The organism is Tolumonas lignilytica (assembly GCF_000527035.1).
Taxonomy (GTDB): Bacteria; Pseudomonadota; Gammaproteobacteria; order Enterobacterales; family Aeromonadaceae; genus Tolumonas; species Tolumonas lignilytica.
Genome location: NZ_AZUK01000001.1, coordinates 72,146 through 94,577, shown reverse-complemented (window position 1 = coordinate 94,577; position 22,432 = coordinate 72,146). Strand labels below are relative to the sequence as shown.

Genomic DNA, 22,432 nt, shown 5'->3' with positions numbered 1-22,432 from the left:
ATCTATGTGCAGGTTTTTTTCTTCCCTTTGTGCAGGTTTTTTGTGATACTTTCCTCTCAATTGATTACTGTGTAAATAAACATATATGGCTGAGTTGGCTCAAAATTTACCCATTAACTTAAATTACATTGCAGATGTGAACCGAGTAGAGGCAAATGGAAAACTCGATGAAAAGCTTAGAGGGAAGTTAGGCCAGTTTATGTCATCTTCTGCTGTATCTAAGCTTCTTGCTGATATGTTTGAAAATGTCGAGGGTGAACAGCGCCTACTAGATGCAGGAGCAGGCGTAGGATCTTTAACGGCTGCTTTTGTTGAGCGAGTTAAAAACGATGCAAAAAGCATTGATTCAACTTGCTTTGAATTATCGAGCGTAATGAGATATTACCTATCTGACACATTAAAGCATTGTTCAAATACATGTGATGTTAGTGGTGTGCAGTGGGAACAAACCGTAATTGAAGAAGATTTTATTCAACACTCAGTAGAATTACTTCTAAGTGATACATACAGACCTACATATAACAAAGCCATCCTTAATCCTCCTTACTTAAAAATCGCGGCTAAAGGCACAGAAAGGGATACTCTTAGAAAGGTTAGTTTTGAAACGGGTAATCTTTACTCAGCGTTTGTAGGTTTGGCTATAAAGCTTTTAGAAGAGGGTGGTGAACTTGTCGCAATCACTCCACGTTCATTTTGTAACGGTCCATACTTCAACGATTTTCGTAGACTACTGTTAGATTCTTGTTCTATAAACAAAATTCACGTTTTTAATAGCCGTAATTCAGCGTTTAAGACTGACAAAGTGCTGCAAGAAAACGTTGTATACCACTTAACGAAAGGTGAACCGCAAAGAGATACGGTTATTGTAACTTCTAGCTCTTGTGCAGAAGATCCAAACCCATTTGTCTATGAAGTGCCTTTTGACAGGGTCGTGAGTGAGAGCAATCCAGATCGATTTATTCATATCATCACCGATGAAGAAGAACAGAATGTAGCGACTAGAGCCGGTGGTTTACCGTGTTCACTCGAAGATCTTGGTATTCAGGCAAGCACAGGTAAAGTCGTTGATTTTCGCACTAGGGAAAATTTAAGCACAAACTATGTTGAAGGTTCAGTGCCTTTGATTTTTCCTCAACATTTACAAAAATGTGCTATTAAATGGCCAGTTGAAAATGCGAAAAAACCAAACGCACTATTGAACAATGAAAGCACCGCTAATCTTATGGTTCAAAACGGAACTTACGTCTTAACTCGCAGACTTACCGCCAAAGAAGAAAAGCGTAGAATTGTTGCTTCAATTTACACGTCTGATATTGCTGATGTAGAAGTAGTGGGTTTTGAGAACAAAACGAACTACTTTCACGCAATGGGTGAACCGTTAGATGATAGCCTTGCCAAAGGTCTATGGGTGTTCTTGAACAGCACCTTAGTAGATAAGTATTTCCGCCAAATGAATGGTCATACTCAAGTCAATGCCACTGATCTTAGAACATTACGTTACCCGACAAGAGAACAACTTGTCGCTATGGGTGAAATGGTTGATTTTGAAGAGTTTAACCAAGAGCGTGTAGATCAAATTATTGAGCATCTACTGTAAACAGAGAATGTCCAGAACCGAGTTTGTAAAATTTTCTGTGTAAGTGGCTGTTTAGTGATTACAGCGGTAAACGGTCATCATACATGATAATGAATTGCTTCGAGGATCGAGCCGTTGGCTAACGTGACCCGCATCGCGTGGAGATCACCATGCTCCGTAGCTTCAAGTTTGAAGTGCGACATAGCTTAACGATACTCACGGATAAATTCCTCCGGGGTTTTAAATCCAAGCACTTTCCTTGGTCTCGTGTTTAATCTTCTGGCTATGTCGCTGCAATGCCGTTGACCTAACAACGCCATGCTTTGCTTTTTGGGGATGTATTGTCTGATCAGACCATTGGTGTTTTCGTTGGTTCCTCGCTCCCACGAATGATACGGCGTCGCAAAGTAAAAGTCACAACCGTGGCTACGTTCTAACTGCTGATATTGGTTAAATTCAGTGCCGTTGTCGGCTGTGATGGTTTTAAATGGTAGGCCCGTTTCTTTGATCAGCCAACCGACTCGTCTGTTCAGGCTTTCTGTTGTCCGATCATCCAGTTGGCCTATGAGGGTATAGCGGCTTTGTCTTTCTACCATCGTGACTAGGCAATGTTTACTGCCGTGTCCAATGACTGTATCGATTTCCCAGTGTCCGAACTCTTCTCGTTCGTTCACTAGTGTAGGGCGTTCGCTGATATGCCGTTTGGCTGCTACTCGCCCTCGGCTGTCTTTGCTTCGATAGCGTTTACGTCTAATTTTCGGCGACTGTCTCAGGTATTGCCAAAGATTGCCGCCTTCATTTTTATCAGCCCAGACATGCTGGTAAATCGTTTCATGGCTCATCACCGGATAGCCTTTGTAACGAAAATAGCCAACGATCTGTTCTGGACTCCAATGCAATTTCAGTAAGGCATCAACCAGCAGAAAGTCCATGTGATCATACCGTTTGTTCCTTCGGGCTTTCTTTGTTCTTACCCTGACTTTTTGCTGGGCTCGCGCTGGTTGGTAACTATAAAGCTGGTCATAATTGCACCATCGGGAGTTTCGTTCCACTTCCCGGTAGACCGTACTTCGGTGACGACCTAAGGCTTTGGCGATGGATGCGACAGTCAGTCCTTGCTTTCTCAAGGCTGACAACATATATCTTTCATTCTCAGTGAGATGTGTGTATTTCATTGGCTTTTCACTTCTTGGCGGGAGTAAAAATCCTGAGTATCACATCTCGCTGTTTTTATGTTTAAAGTTGTCGCACTTCGTAATTGAATCCGCCCTCACTAATATGCCATGCTCCCTGTACTTAAATCACTGAAGTTATATCGCATGGCTCACGCACTGGCGGATCTTGCGGAACAAGACTCACCGGCATTTCTGGCCAGCATCACTGTATTAGACCATTTACTGAAAGCGGAATTGGCAGAGCGGGAAGTTCGTTCGGTAGCCAATCACTTAAAAGCCGCTAAGTTTCCGGCCTATCGTGATGTGAATGGTTTCAACTTCGCTGAGAGCGTGGCCAATGAAGCGATTTTCCGGCAACTATGCCAGATGAGGTGATAAACCAATGCCTAGATATTTGGGATTTTTTGCTAAAAGGTCAAGTTTACTCAGCAATTAATGCTACTAATAAACTAAGTGCAGGGATGCTTAGTTAAAGATATTTAGATAGTTGGGATCTATCTCTAGTAAAATTGAGCAAAACAATTTATGTGCCGCCCCTATTTGTTGAGCGGCATAAATATTGGCTTGTTAAAATGAGTATTCACTATAAGATTTTCTCATCTTATCTGAATACAGACAGAGTCGTTCGTAACACGAAATTGTCCATCGGCGCGTTAGCTTAGAACTGCCCCATTCCGTACTATCGGTACGACTAAAGTTCGTACTGACCACAAAGTAGTATTACTCACGACTGAGCACAACCTTTCCTTCACTTTTGCTAACTACTTTATAAGAACGCAAGTCATTTAAAATCGAAATGCTGCCTGCTGACTTCACCATTTTAGCCACACTTGCAGCCCCACCTATCCCCAATATAGTCGCTACGGTACCTGTAGCCCCAGCGCCTGCCACTGGCATAAATCCTTTTGTTACAGGATCTGGAGATGGCGTAAGAGCCATATACACAGCCCCCGCTCCAACAGCGACGGAACCCAAAACAACCCCCCAGGCCACGGGCCCAACAACCTTTATCTTAATGACCTTCGCAGCTAGGTCTCCTTCAATTTCGATATAATTTTCTTTGGCTTTTAGCTTTTCAACCAGCTCATCTTCGTTGCTAATAGGCATTTGTCTCCATCCTTGTCTTGCTACCGAGAAAAATTACACTATCTACATTAGATGCTAGCCATAGCAATAACCTTGTTCAAGACTAATCTATTGACAGCCTTAGCATTTATGCAAGAACGCATGCTATTTTGCCTCCAATCAGCCTTGTTGATCAAATTGGGGAACTATCTGCACAATGATCATCAGCATCAAGTATCACCTCCCCAGCAAAGACCCGATGGCTTACTTGCTAATTGATATCATCGACCTCAAAGTTGACTTGTATCATCTCTCCTGAAAAATAAGGGGGCGAGAGCCACCATAGAAGACACGGAGAAGCCTCTGATTTAAAAAAATGATTTACATCTGGAAAATGAAGGCCAACCGAGTGCGGATTGTCTATCATAATAGGTAAATAGAATCGCTCTTCGCTGTGGAACTACATGCCTATTCCTCCATATCCAAAATCCTATCGCTGTCCTCAATGTAATTGGCACAAGACTGTTATGCCGAAAAATGATGTGTTGGTGCGTAACCATAATTGGTTCGAGTCTTGCCCCGAATGCGGATTTGACTCTCTGGAGTGTTCTCAACCTACAGTCATGGATCAGGTTAAAGCTAAACTACGAGACATCTTAGGAAAGTAGATAGGAAAATATCCATTTGTTTAGCAAAGTTCGATGCTCAGAGTCGGTCCGAACCTTTAATAGCGTACAAAAAGAGAGCGTTTACCTAACTCCTTGGTAAAAGGCGAACGTTGTTAGTAATGGTAAACAACCTATTGCCTCCATAACAACCTGTGTTTAGGAAATGACTGGGTAGCTCAATCTCCTGTTGAAGGTCATTGCTTTAAGTCTATTCAAGACTGCTCTATCAGGGTGATGAGAGCAAATCCCTTCACCGGATGAAGGTAGTTACCTAAAAACATAAACATAAACAAGGCGTATGAATACAGATCCCTTGCTTTATATCTGCTGATTTCGCGGTGTTACCTCAATAATCCGATCGTTTTTTCATAAGACGATATCGATGATGACGGCGAATAGCTCGTGCAGATGATTTGATCACAATGATTCTCCCGAATAGTAATAGAAGATCCCTCCTTCGAGAGATCACATGAGGCTGTAACGGGATTTATCTTTGAATCTCAAAATAGCTCTCCAAATTCAGATGAAAATATGAATTTATTGATTTATAAAATCACGAATACCGTGACTGTAACCCAATGCAAATGCTTGATGGACACTTTTATGACGCCCATCGAGATGAGCCTGGCTATCACCCAAATCATCTATAACTAAACGAGGATTTTCACTTAGCTGAAAACCTTGTTCATATCCTTGGTTGTATGCGCACAGGCAACATTTATGACGACCATGTTCATGCATTTGATGTTCTGATAAGTTACTTAGCTCATTCTCATTAAGTGTTCTAATGTGAAGTTTAGTGCAAGGCATATTATTGACCTATTTTGAGTTTTTCAAAACGTACAAACACAAAGACTTCTTATAATAAATTACAGTCGAAGAAATCATCTTCATCCGATTCTAAAGCATAGTCTAACTCAACTAGCTTTAGAACAATCTCCCGTAGCCTCGTACCTTCATAATTTTTTGAGTGCAATATTGACTCAAAAAAAAGTGATCGCAGATGTCTATTTATATGACGTCTGATTGTCGAAAAACTCGATTCGTTGCTGGCAAAAAAGATCAAAATTTCTGTATTCGAATCGATATGAAGACGATTGGATATCTCTACAAAGGCTGATAAAAATATAAGTACTTGCGCTGATGAAGGTGAATCCTTTGAATCAGAAGTAACGACACTAATAAGGCTTTCCCAACCATCTAAAACATCTAAGCTGCAACGACATGAATTCTCAAGTTGAATCATAGCATTTTGGCTCCACACAGGCTTATTTACATTTTTTGGTTCATCAGGCATTGGCAACCAATTATGAAGCCATTCTTCTTGTAGTTGTATCAATAAATCTGTGAAACATAAAAGCACATCTTTTATTTGTAGCTCAGCTAATAGCTCAATTCGAGAGTTTGTCAATTTCTTTTGCTCTTTCTTCTCTAAAGAGACAAATAGATTTAAGTAGCTCTCTCGCCCCATGTATTTCCAAAACATTTCACTAATTTGGGGGGATTTAAGGAATTGAATAGACTTGCTTGGAGAATAGTGATTGTTTGCAATATTTTTTGCAAGCTCTCTAAGAGCTATTATGAATTCATCTTTATCAATCCAGCTAATTAGCTGGAGTAGCGAGCCACACGCATCTAATGGCATCAACATGATACTAGTAAGTGGATTATTTTGGGGATCCCAATGCTGGAAAGAGCGTAATATCTCCACGCATACATCACGGTGTTGAATGAAATTTTCATGTTTAATATGGCAAAGCAGTAACAGAAATAGTTTTTTTCTTGTTAATTCAATGGATGTATTTCTAGATTGGTTCAAATGATAATAATAATTCGGCTTTTTTCTCCCATCACTGAGAGTTCTTGGCTCATTATCCCATTCAGGCCAATGTTGAAGCCCCTGAATAGCTGCATCAACGAAACGTTTCTCCGAGTTAGTCACATCATTTAACGTCTCATCAATCTGCTCATTAATCCAATATTCCTCAGCATCGATTGGATTTTCAATAAAACCATTAAAATCTGTTCGCGCAAGCGCTGTATGTACTTCCTTATGTTGCTTTGTTAGCCTCTTATAATTAGCTAATGCCATTAACGCCCAGGCAACCCCATTTTTAGGATCTAATTCTACGGATTCTTCAAATGCTATCAGAGCCTGCTCTACATCGCCGATAGATAAGAAGAGATCACCAATTAACTGATGGTTTAAGGATGTATTCTCACCTAAAGAGACCTTATTTTGTAGTTCAATCAATTCATTCCATGCTGCTAATTCATACGTTTTCCCAAAATTAATCAAATTGCGGGAATCAGCATTCTCCATGAGCGTTCTAATACTTGTATCACAGATATCCAGTTTGGATGTTTCGAGTATCACTTTGGCGAATATTGGCAAGTTTTCTAAACTTTCTTTTGATCGGCTAATATATTGATTAAATTTGGTAGTTTGTGTGAAAACATTTTCCTTGAAAGTTTCTTTATCAATACCAGCTCTTAGTTCTCGATAGTAACGCAACATGTTTGTTTCACCAGTCGAGGCCCTTGAAAATAACGATTCATATTGTTGAATGATGGCAATATTGTCTACGAGAGTTTTAGCATCTTCCGATACCAAAAATTTTTCACTACGACCATAAGAACCTTTTTTTTCATCAACAACATATCTTTTTTTGAAATCTTCCTTTTCTTTTAAAATATCCCTGATTCTATTTGATATTTGGCTACTATTTTTATATCCCAGACTTATCACCATATCAGTTAGAGCTACTGACTTATTTTTCATTTTTTAGCTCCGTTGTATCTATTTGAAAATTGTTGTTGATTAAATGAGATAGATTTCATTGCGCGTAATAAACCGACTTCATGAATTGGGGCACTATAAAAATAATCGTTTTGGTTCCCGTTTTGATAGAATCGACCCGAAGGATTGATCATCAGATATGATTGGATCATTGAATTTCTGTCTTCAATATAAACATTTGAGCAATCACATTGATTGTTTGATATAAAATGACTAAACATCTCATCATTTGTTGAAGATACGTTCCCGCCAGCTGACAATTCTTGAAGTACTTTTATTTTTTGTGGGGACAAACTCAAAAGCTTTGGTATGAGATTCTCACGATAGTTGTATTTATTTACAACCACATTGAACTTGAGCAATATTTCTGGGTTGATAGTACGAATTTTTGTCACTAAATCGTAAACATCCTGGAATGACAAAGCTTTGCCAGAGGATCTTATCCGCCCGATTGCACGATTAGTTGCTTCATCAAAAGAATCAATAGAAAGACCAATCATGTCTAGCTTCGAAACTAGTTCAAGTGATTGACCAAGCCTTTCTCCATTAGTGATTAATGATGTCTTCAAACCCAGAGATTTTGACTCCTTGGCAATATCAATGAGACGCTGCTTGAGCAATAGCGGTTCACCACCTGCAAAATTTAATCTGATTGGGGCTGTTTTGTATCCCTCACCAAAGGGTTCGCGACCATGAATGCGGATCTGGTCTAATAGCGCAGAAGTCAGCTTCACATTTTGCCAAATCTCCTTGGTGTTCCCCCATTTTGCAAAACAATATTTGCATGAGTACTGACATCGCTCCGTAACATGCCAATTATAAACAGCTTCCACTATTGGCCACCTGTCTTCTTCAATTGCTTTATTTTACGCTCGTATTCCTCATGAGAACCGATGAAGACAGACCCAGAAGGCGCTAAAAGCAATCGATAATTGTTGTTTAACTTGATTGATGAATATTGCCGTAACCCGGAAAGTTTTTTGTACCTCGTGTGCCCATCTTGAAATGATCGAATAAGATGTTTTGCTTTAGATATGATTCTGTTTGGACAATACCCTAAAATCGTTAGCGACATCATTTAAGTCTCCTTGCATGTTGCTGTTAGACAACATGAAGTTTGACCCTACCAAATTGGTAGCATAGAACTTTGCTAAAACTATAAGAGTTTTTTTTCGCACCTTTTGCATTAGAAAAATCCCATGTAATTTACCGCATTCTTAAGAAAATTACTTTCTATCATCACCTCTGCTGGCAAGGTGTCTAACAAATCAGAGGCAATTCAAAGTACATGTAATGATAGGTGTTAATAAAGTGCAAATTGTGGAAAATCGATGTGGTACATGAAGTGTTACTTACATAAATTGATAAAAATTTGTAGTTAACCCTATGTACAGCAGGCATTTAGAGGGGTGACAATTGTTATGTACTACATATCTAATAGATATTAGGATAATATTGTGTTGATTTTTGCAATATGTTAGGACTTGTAACTCATCTGGGTTTTCTTTCTATGTGTTATGAATTTGGAGCGACAACGCCACTCCTCCATGTCATAAACCTTATCGAGCGGTTTTAGTCCACTTTTTTGCATCTTGTAATGAACCCAGATTTTCTACTCTCTGATAACCATTCCGCTGAGCTCCTTCGACAATTTGTTAATACTCGATGTTCGTTGTTCTTTCGGCATGCTCAATAGCGAATTCAGCAGGCGTTCTGACGTCAATCAGCCATTCTTTTGCGCTGACCGAAAACTGCAAATGAAAGTACTAAGTAATAGAAATGTTCTGAACATATTTTTGATTCCTATATCCCCTAAGGTCAGGTTGCTGGTCGATTTTCTGGTAGCAAATTTGGGTAAATAACCAGAAAATTTGTTACCCGTAACTAATATCTGCATCACAAAAATACGGCATTTTTCCAGGGAATAGTGACCTGCCTCATGTTTTTGTCTTCTCATCATGGAATCCTTAATGGGACCGGTCCCATAATAAATTCACCAAATCGAATTTATTCATTCAAATATCGCCTGATAGCGGTAGCTACAGAAAATATTTGATTCATATATCTGATTAATAAGGATTTATATGAGCAAGAAAATTGTTGTTGTCACATCAGCCTATGGGGCGGACATGGTCAGACGACTGGGTGGTCAGCGTGCGTTGCTACCACTTATTGAAGCCAGTGGCGCCGATGGTGTTGAGATCCGCCATGAGCTGATATCTGCCGAGGATGATGCTGACGAATTAGCCAGTGACATAACGAAACGCGGGCTGTTTTGTGTGTACTCGGTACCTGAGCCCCTACTGAACGATGATGGGCAACCGGAATTAGACCGCCTGGCTGTTCACATGAAAAATGCCGAACGAATGAAGGCTCGCACCCTGAAATTACCCTTAGGCTCTATTACCAATGCAACCGATCTGACCAGCGTCATTCCAAAACTGCAGTCATCTCAAGTCAGATTGGTTATTGAAAATGACCAGACTCAGGAAGGTGGTCGAATCAGCCCTATGGTCACTTTTTTCGGCATGGTGCTTTCACAGCATGTCCCTGTATCCATGACATTTGATATGGCGAACTGGAACTGGCAAGGCGAAGACGCATTCATTGCAGCCAGAGCACTTGCATCTCAAGTGGCTTATATACATGTCAAAGCCAGCCATGTTGTGCAAGGCAAAATAAACGCGGTCGCATTGGATAACAGCGATGGTAGCTGGAAAGACTTGTTGGCAATGCTGCCAACCGATGTTCCCCGCGGTATTGAGTTCCCACTGCAAGGTGACGATCTGACAGCGGTGACCCGTTATTACGTGGCTAAATTGAAAGAGGTGTAATGAACAATGACAACTCAAGTACAGACTAATTGTGCAGAACTGGACGTCGTCACCTTTGGTGAGGCCATGATGATGTTCGTTGCTACACAAACGGGGAATTTGCATCGTGTGGAACAGTTTGTCCGTCGTGCCGCCGGGGCAGAACTGAATGTCGCCATTGGCCTGGCCCGTCTTGGTCTGAAATGTGGCTGGGTCAGCCGACTGGGTAATGACTCTTTTGGGCGTTTTATTCTGGACACGCTGGATAAAGAAAATGTTGACCGACAGGCCGTTACTATTGATCGTGCCTACCCTACCGGTTTTCAGCTCAAATCTAAAGCTGAAAATGGGACCGATCCCATCGTAGAGTATTTTCGCAAAGGTTCTGCGGCCAGTCACCTCTCTCTGGCTGATTTTAACGAAGCCTATTTTGGGAGTGCACGTCATGTGCATCTGAGCGGTGTTGCGGCTGCATTGTCCCCGACATCTTATGAACTCTCTGCCTATGCAGCGCAGTGGATGCGGGCGCACGGCAAAACGGTTTCATTTGATCCGAATTTGCGTCCGGTCTTATGGCGTTCAGAACAGGAAATGATCTCTCAGTTGAACAAACTGGCCTTTGCGGCTGACTGGGTGCTGCCCGGAATCAAAGAGGGTCGCATTCTGACTGGATTTACGACTCCCGAAGCAGTCGCCGATTTTTATCTGGCTGGTGGAGTAAAAACAGTCGTCATTAAGACCGGTGAAGAAGGTGCCTTTTTAAAAACCGCAGCGGGTGAAAAAGGAGTCATTCCGGCTGTGTTAGTGAAAAACGTAGTAGATACCGTAGGTGCGGGTGATGGCTTTGCAGTTGGGGTTATCAGTGCACTACTGGAAGGAAAAACAATAAAAAATGCGGTTGCTCGCGGTAACTTTATCGGTGCCCGGGCCATTCAGGTAATTGGTGATAGTGAAGGTCTTCCGACAAGAGCTGCTCTTGATGCAGAGATGGCGATGACAAATGAAACCTGCAAGGTTTCTGTATAACAACGATATGAGGATCCAATATGAATACCAAACTCCCTGCCCCATCCAGATGGTGGCATATCATGCCGATTGTATTTATTACCTACAGTCTGGCTTATCTCGACCGGGCTAATTACAGCTTTGCAGCAGCGGCCGGGATCAATCAGGATTTGGGCATCACAAAGGGGATGTCATCCCTGCTGGGCTCGTTGTTTTTCCTGGGTTATTTTTTCTTCCAGATCCCTGGTGCAATTTACGCTGAAAAACGCAGTGTCCGTAAACTGATTTTTCTGTGTGTGTTGTTATGGGGTGCCTGTGCAGCGTTAACTGGCTTGGTCAGTAACATCCCGATGCTGATCATCATCCGGTTTACGCTCGGTATGGTGGAGGCCGCGGTCATGCCTGCCATGCTGATTTATATCAGTAACTGGTTTACCAAATCGGAACGCTCTCGCGCCAATACGTTTCTGATTCTGGGGAATCCCGTTACGGTCTTGTGGATGTCGGTGCTTTCCGGTTACCTGATCCAGGCATTGGGCTGGCGCGAAATGTTCATTCTGGAAGGGATTCCTGCCGTAGTGTGGGCCTTCTACTGGTGGAAAATTGCGCGTGACAAACCACAACAGGTTAACTGGTTGACTCAGCAGGAAAAAGATGACCTGAACGAAATTCTGGCTAATGAACAGAAGCACATCAAACCCGTTCGTAATTATGCTGAAGCGTTCAAATCCAAGAATGTGATCCTGCTGTGTGCACAATACTTCTGCTGGAGCATTGGGGTCTATGGTTTCGTATTGTGGTTGCCATCCATCATCCGTGGTGCATCCAATATGGGTATGGTTCAGACCGGCTGGTTGTCTTCTGTGCCTTATCTGGCAGCCACGATTGCCATGATCACCGTCTCCTGGCTGTCAGATCGTCTACAGAACCGCAAACTGTTCGTCTGGCCAATGTTATTACTCGGTGCAATTTGCTTCCTCGGCTCTTTCCTGCTGGGTACAAGTAATTTCTGGTTGTCTTACACGTTGCTGGTCATTGCTGCTGCCGCCATGTATGCCCCTTATGGTCCATTCTTTGCCATCATTCCTGAAATGTTGCCAAAAAATGTTTCCGGTGGCGCTATGGCGCTGATTAACAGCATGGGCGCATTGGGTTCGTTCATCGGCTCCTGGGTTGTCGGTTATCTGAATGGCACAACCGGTGGCCCAGGTGCATCTTACATCTTCATGGGTAGTGCTCTGGTTGTTTCCGTCGTGTTAACCATCGTTGTTAAACCCAATGCCGATAAAGAAAGCGCTCAATCTCTGCCGCAAGCGGCCTAACAGGGAATAGTTATGAAACCAAATGTAGTTCTGTATAAAAACATTCCTGCTGATCAATTGGAACGTTTGCAAAGCCACTTCAATGTGGCTTTCTTCGACGGCATTACGGATGCCAACCGCGCTGATTTTTTCGGTGCGTTGCAAAATGCAGAAGGCTTGATTGGGGCAAGTTGCCCCATCACAGCTGATTATCTTGAAGCTGCTCCGATACTGCGTGCAGTATCGACCATTTCTGTCGGGGTGGATCAATTCAATGTGCCGGAACTCACCGCTAGAGGTATTCACCTGATGCACACACCAAGTGTTCTGACTGAAACGACCGCCGACACGATTTTTACATTGATCCTGAATAGTGCCCGCCGGGTGGTTGAAATGGCCGAGATGGTGAAACAAGGCCGCTGGACCCGCAGTATTGGTGTCGACTGTTATGGTTCTGACGTTAACGGTAAAACCATCGGTATTCTTGGCATGGGCCGCATTGGTTATGCCGTAGCCAAACGCGCGTATGCCGGTTTTGGTATGTCCGTGCTGTATTACAACGATGTGGCCAATCCAATGGCCGAACAGGATTTCAAAGCCCGCCGTTGTGAGCTGGATGAAGTACTGACTCAGGCTGATTTTGTCTGTGTTGTGCTGCCGTTACTGCCGGAAACGGAAAAATTTATCGGTAAAGCTCAACTGCAAAAAATGAAACCCAGCGCTTTTTTAATCAATGGTTCCCGCGGCAAGATTGTCGACGAGATCGCACTGATCGAAGTTTTACAGCAAGGTGTGATCCGTGGTGCCGGTCTTGATGTGTTTGAGAATGAACCGTTACCGGCAGATTCACCACTGTTGTCACTACCGAATGTCGTGGCTTTGCCGCATATCGGTTCTGCCACGCACGAAACCCGTTATGCGATGGTGCGCTGTGCGGTCGATAATTTGATCGCCGCACTCAGTAACGATGTTTCGGTGAATTGTGTGAATCCGATGGCTCGACGTCGTTGATGAGAAGAAGGATCAGCAATATGCATTCTGTAGTTCGGCAAGTCACTGAACGTATTCGTCAGCGCAGTGAAGTAACCCGTCAGCAATATCTTGAACTCATGCAGCAACAAGCCGCTCAGGGCAGACCGCGGGCACAACTGGCCTGCGGTAATCTGGCTCATGTGGTGGCGGCTTGTCCGCAGGCACAAAAATTATCCCTGCTGGATATGACGCGGTGTAATGTCGCAATTGTGACCGCCTATAACGACATGCTGAGTGCGCACCAGCCTTATGCTGATTATCCGGCACAGATCAAAACGGTGGTCAGCGCGCTGGGGCATTCCGCTCAGGTTGCCGGCGGTGTTCCGGCCATGTGCGATGGTGTCACACAAGGGCAAGCCGGGATGGATCTGTCTCTGTTTTCCCGCGACGTCATCGCTCAGGCGACTGCCGTGTCACTCAGTCACAATGCGTTCGATGCCACATTGTTACTGGGGATCTGCGATAAAATTGCCCCCGGGCAACTGATGGGCGCCCTCGCCTTTGGTCATCTGCCGACGGCATTTATTCCGGCTGGCCCGATGAGCACCGGTATCAACAACGATGAAAAAGTGCTGATCCGACAGCAATACGCGGCCGGACAACTGGGACGTGATGCCTTGCTGCAGATGGAAAATCAGGCTTATCACAGTCACGGTACTTGCACGTTTTACGGTACAGCCAATACGAATCAGTTGGTGTTTGAAGCCATGGGGCTGATGTTGCCTGGTTCGGCATTTGTGCATCCGGATGATCCGCTGCGGCAGGCATTGACAGGAAAAGCGGCAACGCTGATTACCTCGCAAACCACTGGCAGTACGCAATACCGTCCATTGTGGCAACTCGTGGATGAAAAATCGCTGGTGAACGGTTTGGTCGCACTACTGGCCTCCGGGGGCAGCACCAATCACACTCTGCATATGGTTGCGGTAGCCCGTGCGGCCGGTTTGTTGCTGACATGGGATGACTTCAGTGATCTTTCTGACGTGGTGCCGCTGCTGGCGCGGGTTTATCCGAATGGCCCGGCAGATATCAACGCCTTCCATCAAGCTGGCGGCGTGCCGTTACTGCTGAAGAAACTGGCGGCGCGCGGATTGCTGAATACCGATGCACAAACATTCAGCGGTGATTTCAGTGCTCATTTCCATCAGCCGTTTTTGGACAACGGCAAGCTCTACTGGCAGGAAGTGGGCGAATCAAAATTACCGGATGTCATCGCCGCTTCCCCTCAGGTATTTCATGTTTCCGGTGGACTGAAACTGCTCTCCGGCAATTTGGGGCGCGCGGTCATTAAAGTTAGTGCGGTCGCCCCAGAACATCAGGTGGTGGAAGCCGATGCGCTGATTTTTGATTCTCAACATGATGTTGAAATCGCCTATAAAGCGGGTCAACTGAATCGTGATGCCATCATTGTCGTGCGTTTCAGTGGCCCCGCCGCGAATGGGATGCCGGAATTGCACAAGTTAATGCCGATCCTTGGCAATATTCAGAAAGCTGGCTATCAGGTTGCGCTTGTCACCGATGGTCGTTTATCCGGCGCTTCCGGGAAAATTCCAGCCGCCATTCACGTCACCCCGGAAGCCGCCAAAGGCGGACCGCTGGCGCATCTGAAAACAGGTGATCGCATTCGGCTGGATGCTGTTGAAGGTCTGCTAAACGTCTTAACCGATATCAGTTCGCGCGCCACAGCAAAGCCTGATTTACAAAGCCAGCACTGCGGTATGGGCCGCGAATATTTTTCGCTTTTCCGTCAGAACGTTTCCAGTGCCGAACAGGGTGCCTGTGTCTTGTTCACTGATGCCACCGATTAATTAAGAGGAAATAAAATGAATTGGACATTATCTCCGGCGGCGATATTTGCTGCCTCGCCATTAGTGCCGGTTATGGTCATTGAGGATTTAGAGCAGGCTGTGCCGATGACCCAAGCTCTGGCTGCTGGCGGGATTACCGTTTATGAGGTGACGCTGCGCACACCGGCGGCATTACAGGCCATTGCGGCGATCCGCGAAGCCTTGCCAGATGCTTTGGTTGGTGCAGGTACAGTATTGAATCCGCAGCAATATGATGCTGCGGTTGAAGCCGGTGCGCAGTTTGTTATTTCACCGGGGTTTACCACTGAATTATTAACACATGCTTGCCAGAGAGCTGTTCCGCTTATTCCGGGTGTCGCTACCCCCAGTGAAATCATGACCGCTTACAGTCTGGGCTATGATCATCTGAAATTTTTCCCGGCAGAAGCCAATGGTGGTGCTCCGGCACTGAAAGCTATTTCGGCACCGTTGCCGCAGATCCAGTTTTGTCCAACAGGTGGCATCAGTCCGAAAAATGTGCATGACTATCTGGCATTACCTTGTGTTGCTACGGTTGGCGGGTCATGGATGTTACCGGGGGATGCCTTGAAAGCCGGTGACTGGCAGCGCGTGACAAAATTATCGCAGGAGGCGGTTGCGCTGGTGAAATCGCTACGAGGTTAAATACTCCGGTATATGTCAGATTGATCTCCGGCAATCCTTTAAATTTGTCGGAGATCATCAACCACGTTACAACGTGGTTGAACCGCGAATAATCAGGTCACCGTTAAACAGATATTGCGCCGGCGGGTGATCCGGCTTATCCAGTTTATCCAGCAAGCATGTAACGGCTTTGCGCCCCATATCGGCGGTGGGTTGCGAAACCGACGTGATCCCCTTACCTGCCAGAGCGGCCCATTCCAGATTGTCAAAGCTTAAAAAGCCGATGTCAGAACCCCAGTTCAACCCCAGGCGATTCAACGCCTGTGCTATCTGTAATGTCAGCACGCCGTTGGCTGCAATCACTGCCTTGCGCATTCCCCGATGATTTGCGCAGAATGCTGTAATCAGGCGATCAATCTCATCCGGTGCGGGTAACACAATTTCATGATTTTCACCCTTGATATGTGGATGCTGCGTCAACACCTGCCGGAACGTCTGTAAACGCTCTTGTCGAGCACTGATATAGCGCACCGGTTCAGTCAGAAACAGCAAAGCTTCAAAGCCTTGTTCGATCAGATGATGTGTTGCCAGTGTGGCTGCTTGAGAATTGTCCAACCCAACCATGTCGCAGGGGAAGTCGTCGATTTTTCGATCGAGCAACACAAACGGTAGTGTGGTGGCTTTCAGCGACTGCAGAAAATGTTCGTTGATGCCGGCTGAATTGATGATGAGCCCGTCGACGCGGTAGCCATTCAGTAAATTCAGAAACTCGCATTCCAACTCAATGCTGTTGCGCGCGTTACAGACCACCGTCATGAAGCCTTGTTTGATCGACTCGGCTTCGACGCCTTTTAATACTTCAACGGAAAACGGGTTACTGATATCGGCGATGATTAAACCAATCAGTCGCGTGCGGCCATATTTCAGGCTGCGGGCCATTTGGTTGGGGCGGTATTCCAGCTCTTGTATGGCACTTTCAATACGCTGACGCAAATCATCAGATAAAAGATGAAACTCACCGTTCAGATAACGTGAAATACTGGTTTTTCCCGCTTTTGCTCTGGCAGCAACATCCCGAATAGTGGCATAAGAACGTTTACGATTAGTTGGTTCGCTCACTCACAGCTCCCGGTCTTAACATCATTGATGTCAGTATTCGGCTATTTTACCTGAAAAATCGGCAAGATAACGATTCGGGCTCATGGTTCGCTGATAACTAAATCATGCTTCAACTAATTCATACACGCAGTAATGAATTCTGCAGCGGCGATTGCACCTGCGGTTGTGATCGTATGGCCACTCCCCGTTTCATAAAGGCTTTGGATATTGAAACCAGCAGAACGGAGTTTAGTAGCGGCATTTTCACTTTCAGTATAGGGAATCACGGGATCACTTTTTCCATGGATCAACAAAGCTTTCAAGCCATGCCCCTGAACAAAAGGTTCCGGTGACGCCAATCGGCCAGAGAACGAAATAACTCCCGCTAAGGGAAATCGTTGTGTTACCAATGCATCCAGAGCCATGATCGCGCCCTGTGAAAATCCTGCCAGCATGATGCTGTCAGATTGCAAACTCATACCTTGTTGATTCAACAGATCGTTGATTGTACGGTCAAATTGCACTCTGGCGGCAACAATGCGGGCCGGACGAGATTGTTCTGTTACACCGGCAATGCTAAACCATTGATAGCCGATCCCTTGATCAAACGGGAACGGAGCATTGGTGGTAATAAAGGTGATATCCGGATTATTTTGGCGCCAGAATTGGGCCAAGGGCTGCAAATCAGCGTCGTTGCTTCCCACACCGTGTAATAAGATGACTGCTTTTTTGGGCATGGCGGCTCTCCTAAAATCCATAATCGCTCATATCTGGGCCAACAGGCGCAATCCCATTCGGATTCAATGCTTTAATTGAATAGTAACCCTGCTTGATATGATCAAGATTTACGGTATCCCGTATTCCGGGAATATCCAGAATGCGTTTTACATAACGATTCAGCTGCGAATAGTCTCTTAACTGACGAAAATTACACTTAAACAAACCATGGTAAGCGGTATCAAACCGAATCAGCGTGACAAACAACCGGATATCGACTTCGGTAAATTGAGCACCAACCAGAAACGGACGACCATCACTGAGACGGGTTTCCAAAGCCTGCAACATGGTGAATACATCGTGATAGGCTTCTTCATAGCTGATTTGTGTTGTGGCAAAGCCCGCCCGATAAACACCGTTGTTGAGTGTTGGATATATTTCTTCATTGAGCTGATCGATTTCTTTGCTGAACTCTGGCGGATAAAGATCCATTGCCGCTGAAGCTAAAGAACCGAAACCACTGTTTAACATGCGGATGATATCTGCTGATTCATTATTCACGATGGTTTTCAGCTTTTTATCCCACAATACTGGCACTGTTGCCCGCCCAGTATAGTGTGTGTCAGCGAGCGTATAGAGTTGATGCAGCCATTCAACCTCATTGATGTCATCATGATCTGCACCGGGATAATCGCCAAAATGCCAGCCTTGCTCTAACAACCACGGCTCAACAACAGAGACGCTGATCACCGATTCCAGCCCTTTTAATTTTCTGGCGATCAATGTTCGCGATGCCCACGGACAAATCAACGCAACGTACAGATGATAACGATCGGCTTCAGCTTTAAAGCCACCCTCACCGGTTACACCTGCGGAACCGTCCGGTGTTATCCAGTGACGGAATCCTGAAATTTGACGGACAAATCCCCCTTTGGCATCCGATGCCTGCACCGGATGCCAATCTGCAGTCCATGTTCCATTCACTAACATAGCAGGCCTGCCTATTTGTTCTGTAATGTTGGTTTCAGCGCAAATTTACCATCACCAATCAGTGCCAGAACCAGCAACCCTACGATCCAGAGTGCAGGAAATTCCCAGCCACCATTCGGATTGGTGAAAAAGAAACCGGCGTGAGCATGCACGGTCACAATGGCACCCAGCAAAATTGGGGTCAAAGCAACGGCAACTAAGCGGGCATAAACCCCCAGGATCAGTGCGATGCCGCCAAAGAACTCAGCAGTCATGGTCAGATAGGCCATCCAGCCGGGTAAGCCGAGTGATGTGAAAAAATGGGCAGTGCCGGCAGGCGTAAATACAAAAAATTTCAGACTAAAATGGGCTAAAAACAGGCCGCCCAGTACAAGACGCAGAAGCAGTGCTGCATAAGCAGTGTTACGGTCTTCATTCATGATGTTTCCCTCGCAAACAAGTAAGTGTTGACGAGAGTAAATGTAGCTCAACTCTGTAAGAAGAATTATCCCCTCAAAATGCGGATATTTATTTCCATTTTGGAAATAATCACCAGCCCTGATCCCATGTTGGTTTGCCTGATAATGCGTCCACAAGAAAATCGATCACCACACGTGATTTTCTGGCGAGATGCTTGGCTGGCGGATACAGGGCGTAGAGCCCTAATGTGGGCAGAGCAAATGTCGCCAATACAGGAACGACGTCTTTTGTTCTTATCGCATCGGCAGCGACAAATGTCGGTAATCGTGCGATCCCCAATCCAGCACAAGCAGCTTTAAGACAGACTTCCGCATTGGAAAATTTCAGACGGCCATTGACGGGATACTCATCAATGTCGTTATTCTGATCAAGAAATGGCCAGCAATACGGATCACGAAAGTTGGTATCGAGAATACATTCGTGTTGCGACAATTCATGCCAATGCATCGGAGCGCCATGGGTCTGTAAATAGCCTGGGGAGGCAACATGAATGACCTGAATATCGCATAATTTTCGGGCAAGCAGGCTACTGTCGGTCAGATTACCAATGCGAAGTGCGAGATCAAATCCGTCATCGACCACATTCACCAGTCGATCAGAAAAGCTGACATCCAGCTCAATCTGAGGGTAGCGTTGCGCAAAAGCGATCAAATGGGTTGCCAGTTGCATCGAACCAAAAGTGACCGGCGCTGAAATCCGGACTTTACCGGATGGGGAATCCGACGTATTGCGGATATCATCATTCAGGGAGTCATAGCCATCGAGCAGTTTTTTGACCCGCTCGTAATAAGCTCGGCCGATTTCTGTGGCGACCAGTGCCCGGGTGCTGCGCTTAAATAACTGTACGCCCAATTCCTGTTCCAGACGGGAAATCAGTTTTGACGCCTGACCGTTGCTTGTTGTGAGTCGCTGGGCCGCTCCCGCGAAACTTCCTGCTTCCATGACAGCAACAAACATCCGGTCACATTCCAGTCGTTCCAATCTGTTCTCCTCGCAAAACGGCATAAAAAATCCGAACAGCCTGACAGACTGTTCGGACCGGCACTTATTATTAATTTAAACCAAATCAAACCGATCGGCATTCATCACTTTTGTCCAGGCAGCCACAAAATCCTGCACAAATTTCTCGACATTATCATCCTGTGCGTAAACTTCGGCATAGGCACGCAGAATGGAGTTGGAGCCAAAGACGAGATCGACACGGGTGGCGGTCCATTTCACTACGCCAGATTGACGATCGCAGATCTCATACAGGTTTTTACCGGCGGGTTTCCAGACGTAAGCCATGTCAGTCAAATTGACGAAGAAATCATTCGTCAGCGCGCCCACTCTATTGGTGAATACACCATGCAGTGTATTACCATAGTTGGTACCCATGACACGCATACCGCCAATCAGCACCGTCATCTCATTGGCAGTCAAACGCATCAACTGCGCGCGATCCAGCAACATCTCTTCCGCACTGACAACATAATCTTTCTTTTGCCAGTTGCGGAAACCGTCAGCCAATGGTTCAAGTACATCGAATGATGCGATGTCGGTTTGTTCCTGTGTGGCATCACCACGACCCGGCATGAACGGCACCGTGATATCAAAACCTGCAGCCTTGGCCGCTTGTTCAACCCCCACATTACCGGCTAACACAATCACATCGGCCACACTGGCATCGCAGTCTATGGCGATATTTTCCAGCACCGTCAGCACGCGGGATAATCGCGTTGGTTCGTTACCTTCCCAAGCCTTTTGCGGCATCATGCGGATTCGAGCACCATTGGCGCCGCCACGTTTATCTGAGCCTCGGAATGTGCGGGCGCTATCCCAAGCGGTCGTGACCATGTCGCTGATACTGAGCCCGCTGGCGGCGATTTTTTCCTTAACAGCGGCAATATCGTAGTCTTTACAGCAGACTGGAATCGGATCTTGCCAGATCAGATCTTCTTTCGGCACGTCAGGGCCGATGTAGCGAGATTTCGGGCCCATGTCGCGATGAGTCAGTTTGAACCAGGCCCGCGCGAAGGTTTCAGAGAAATAGGCGGGATCGTTGCGGAAACGCTCTGCGTATTTTCTAAATTCCGGGTCGAGTCGCAATGCCATGTCGGCATCGGTCATGATGGGTTTATGATGAAAGGATGTGTCTTCAACATCGGCCGGCATATTCTCTTCTTTGATATTGACCGGCTCCCATTGCCAGGCACCTGCCGGCGATTTCTGCAACCACCAGTCATTGCCGAACAGCATTTCAAAATAACCGTTGTCCCATTGTGTCGGGTGTGTTGTCCAAGCCCCTTCGATACCACTTGTTACCGTATCGCGCCCTACTCCCCGGGTCACATGGTTATTCCAACCCAGCCCTTGTTCTTCCAATCCGGCGCCTTCCGGTGCCGGTCCCAGATTGGCGGCATTACCATTGCCGTGAGCTTTACCGACGGTATGCCCTCCGGCTGTGAGTGCCACGGTTTCCTCGTCATTCATGGCCATGCGGGAGAATGTGACCCGCATGTCTTTCGCTGTTTTGAGTGGGTCAGGTTTACCATCTACCCCTTCTGGATTGACATAAATCAGCCCCATCATCACGGCAGCCAACGGGTTTTCCAGATCCCGCTCGCCGGAATAGCGGCTTCCGGCGCCGCCACTGGGTGCCAGCCACTCTTTTTCTGATCCCCAGTAAATATCTTTTTCAGGATGCCAAATATCTTCGCGGCCAAAGGCAAAACCAAACGTCTTCAACCCCATTGATTCATAAGCCATGTTACCAGCCAAAATGATGAGATCAGCCCAGCTCAGTTTATTGCCGTATTTTTTCTTAATTGGCCACAACAGACGGCGAGCCTTATCCAGATTGGCGTTATCCGGCCACGAATTCAGAGGGGCAAATCGTTGATTTCCTGTTCCGGCCCCGCCTCGTCCATCTGCAATACGATAGGTTCCTGCAGAGTGCCAGGCCATCCGGATCATCAGACCGCCATAGTGCCCCCAATCTGCAGGCCACCAGGTCTGACTGTCGGTCATTAATGCTTTGAGATCTGCCTTGAGCGCGGCCACATCCAGTTTTTTGACTTCTTCCCGATAGTTGAAGGCGTTGCCCATCGGGTTGGTCTTAGTGTCGTGTTGATGCAAAATATCGAGGTTGAGTGATTTGGGCCACCAATCTGTATTAGACATGCTGGCTGATGTGGCACCACCATGCGCAAATGGACATTTTCCGGTGGATGCATCTTTATTCTTATCCATTTTGTTCTCCAATGTTGCATTATGAACTACAGTAACTCTTTACTATCAGATA

19 protein-coding genes and 1 pseudogene are annotated in these 22,432 nt (G+C 45.6%); 8 read left to right on the top strand and 12 right to left on the bottom strand.

All coding sequences use genetic code 11. From position 1 onward, the window contains the following. The first annotated feature begins 85 nt into the window (after window positions 1-85). On the top strand, window positions 86-1,597 hold the full coding sequence (locus H027_RS0100435; RefSeq protein WP_024870570.1) for an Eco57I restriction-modification methylase domain-containing protein: 1,512 nt from the start codon (window positions 86-88) through the stop codon (window positions 1,595-1,597). Between the two features lie 185 nt (window positions 1,598-1,782). Here H027_RS0100435 and H027_RS0100430 read toward each other — a convergent pair whose 3' ends face one another. Then, window positions 1,783-2,751 carry an IS30 family transposase gene (locus tag H027_RS0100430; protein WP_024870569.1) on the bottom strand — a complete coding sequence of 323 codons (969 nt, stop codon included), beginning with the start codon at window positions 2,749-2,751 and terminating at the stop codon, window positions 1,783-1,785. Window positions 2,752-2,859: 108 nt separating this feature from the next. Here H027_RS0100430 and H027_RS0100425 point away from each other — a divergent pair. Then, window positions 2,860-3,111, top strand: a pseudogene (locus H027_RS0100425) (ATP-binding protein); the annotation flags it as partial. A 360-nt stretch (window positions 3,112-3,471) separates the two neighbouring features. Here the strand turns inward: H027_RS0100425 and H027_RS0100420 are convergent. From H027_RS0100420 to H027_RS19335, 5 genes are all read right to left on the bottom strand, one after another. Then, on the bottom strand, window positions 3,472-3,858 hold the full coding sequence (locus H027_RS0100420) for a hypothetical protein (RefSeq protein WP_024870567.1): 387 nt from the start codon (window positions 3,856-3,858) through the stop codon (window positions 3,472-3,474). 1,163 nt (window positions 3,859-5,021) lie between these two features. After that, window positions 5,022-5,225, bottom strand: a complete 204-nt coding sequence (locus tag H027_RS0100415; RefSeq protein WP_024870566.1) for a hypothetical protein — start codon at window positions 5,223-5,225, stop codon at window positions 5,022-5,024. A 118-nt stretch (window positions 5,226-5,343) separates the two neighbouring features. Next, window positions 5,344-7,266: a tetratricopeptide repeat protein gene (locus tag H027_RS0100410; protein ID WP_024870565.1), complete on the bottom strand. Its 1,923-nt coding sequence runs from the start codon at window positions 7,264-7,266 to the stop codon at window positions 5,344-5,346. Further along, on the bottom strand, window positions 7,263-8,117 hold the full coding sequence (locus H027_RS0100405; protein WP_024870564.1) for a viperin family antiviral radical SAM protein: 855 nt from the start codon (window positions 8,115-8,117) through the stop codon (window positions 7,263-7,265). The genes H027_RS0100410 and H027_RS0100405 overlap by 4 nt, the downstream gene beginning before the upstream one ends. Next, window positions 8,117-8,359, bottom strand: a complete 243-nt coding sequence (locus H027_RS19335) for a ParE family toxin-like protein (protein WP_420804650.1) — start codon at window positions 8,357-8,359, stop codon at window positions 8,117-8,119. The genes H027_RS0100405 and H027_RS19335 overlap by 1 nt, the downstream gene beginning before the upstream one ends. 1,009 nt (window positions 8,360-9,368) lie before the next feature. On the opposite strand from H027_RS19335, the gene H027_RS0100390 reads away from it, so the two are divergent. The 6 genes from H027_RS0100390 to H027_RS0100365 are packed head-to-tail and all read left to right on the top strand — an operon-like array spanning window position 9,369 to window position 15,906. Then, window positions 9,369-10,118, top strand: coding sequence for a sugar phosphate isomerase/epimerase family protein (locus H027_RS0100390; protein WP_024870561.1), 750 nt, complete (start codon window positions 9,369-9,371; stop codon window positions 10,116-10,118). Window positions 10,119-10,124: 6 nt separating this feature from the next. Then, window positions 10,125-11,123, top strand: a complete 999-nt coding sequence (locus H027_RS0100385) for a sugar kinase (protein WP_024870560.1) — start codon at window positions 10,125-10,127, stop codon at window positions 11,121-11,123. Window positions 11,124-11,143: 20 nt separating this feature from the next. Further along, a complete protein-coding gene (locus H027_RS0100380; protein ID WP_024870559.1) occupies window positions 11,144-12,424 on the top strand; it encodes an MFS transporter in 1,281 nt (426 codons plus the stop codon). Between the two features lie 12 nt (window positions 12,425-12,436). After that, window positions 12,437-13,414, top strand: a complete 978-nt coding sequence (locus H027_RS0100375) for an NAD(P)-dependent oxidoreductase (protein WP_024870558.1) — start codon at window positions 12,437-12,439, stop codon at window positions 13,412-13,414. A 20-nt stretch (window positions 13,415-13,434) separates the two neighbouring features. After that, a complete protein-coding gene (gene edd / locus H027_RS0100370) occupies window positions 13,435-15,243 on the top strand; it encodes a phosphogluconate dehydratase (protein WP_024870557.1) in 1,809 nt (602 codons plus the stop codon). Between the two features lie 15 nt (window positions 15,244-15,258). Next, the gene (locus tag H027_RS0100365; RefSeq protein WP_024870556.1) at window positions 15,259-15,906 is read left to right on the top strand and encodes a bifunctional 4-hydroxy-2-oxoglutarate aldolase/2-dehydro-3-deoxy-phosphogluconate aldolase; all 648 of its coding nucleotides are present in this window, start codon (window positions 15,259-15,261) and stop codon (window positions 15,904-15,906) included. Between the two features lie 66 nt (window positions 15,907-15,972). Here H027_RS0100365 and H027_RS0100360 read toward each other — a convergent pair whose 3' ends face one another. From H027_RS0100360 to katG, 6 genes are all read right to left on the bottom strand, one after another. Further along, window positions 15,973-17,004 carry a LacI family DNA-binding transcriptional regulator gene (locus tag H027_RS0100360; protein ID WP_024870555.1) on the bottom strand — a complete coding sequence of 344 codons (1,032 nt, stop codon included), beginning with the start codon at window positions 17,002-17,004 and terminating at the stop codon, window positions 15,973-15,975. 113 nt (window positions 17,005-17,117) lie between these two features. Then, entirely contained in the window at window positions 17,118-17,720 is a 603-nt protein-coding gene (locus H027_RS0100355) for an alpha/beta hydrolase (RefSeq protein WP_024870554.1), read from the bottom strand. Between the two features lie 10 nt (window positions 17,721-17,730). Then, window positions 17,731-18,690: a glutathione S-transferase family protein gene (locus tag H027_RS0100350; protein WP_024870553.1), complete on the bottom strand. Its 960-nt coding sequence runs from the start codon at window positions 18,688-18,690 to the stop codon at window positions 17,731-17,733. Window positions 18,691-18,701: 11 nt separating this feature from the next. Next, window positions 18,702-19,109: a DoxX family protein gene (locus H027_RS0100345; protein WP_024870552.1), complete on the bottom strand. Its 408-nt coding sequence runs from the start codon at window positions 19,107-19,109 to the stop codon at window positions 18,702-18,704. 109 nt (window positions 19,110-19,218) lie between these two features. Then, window positions 19,219-20,130, bottom strand: coding sequence for a LysR family transcriptional regulator (locus tag H027_RS0100340; RefSeq protein ID WP_024870551.1), 912 nt, complete (start codon window positions 20,128-20,130; stop codon window positions 19,219-19,221). Window positions 20,131-20,205: 75 nt separating this feature from the next. After that, window positions 20,206-22,380, bottom strand: coding sequence for a catalase/peroxidase HPI (gene katG / locus H027_RS0100335; protein WP_024870550.1), 2,175 nt, complete (start codon window positions 22,378-22,380; stop codon window positions 20,206-20,208). Window positions 22,381-22,432: the final 52 nt, after the last annotated feature.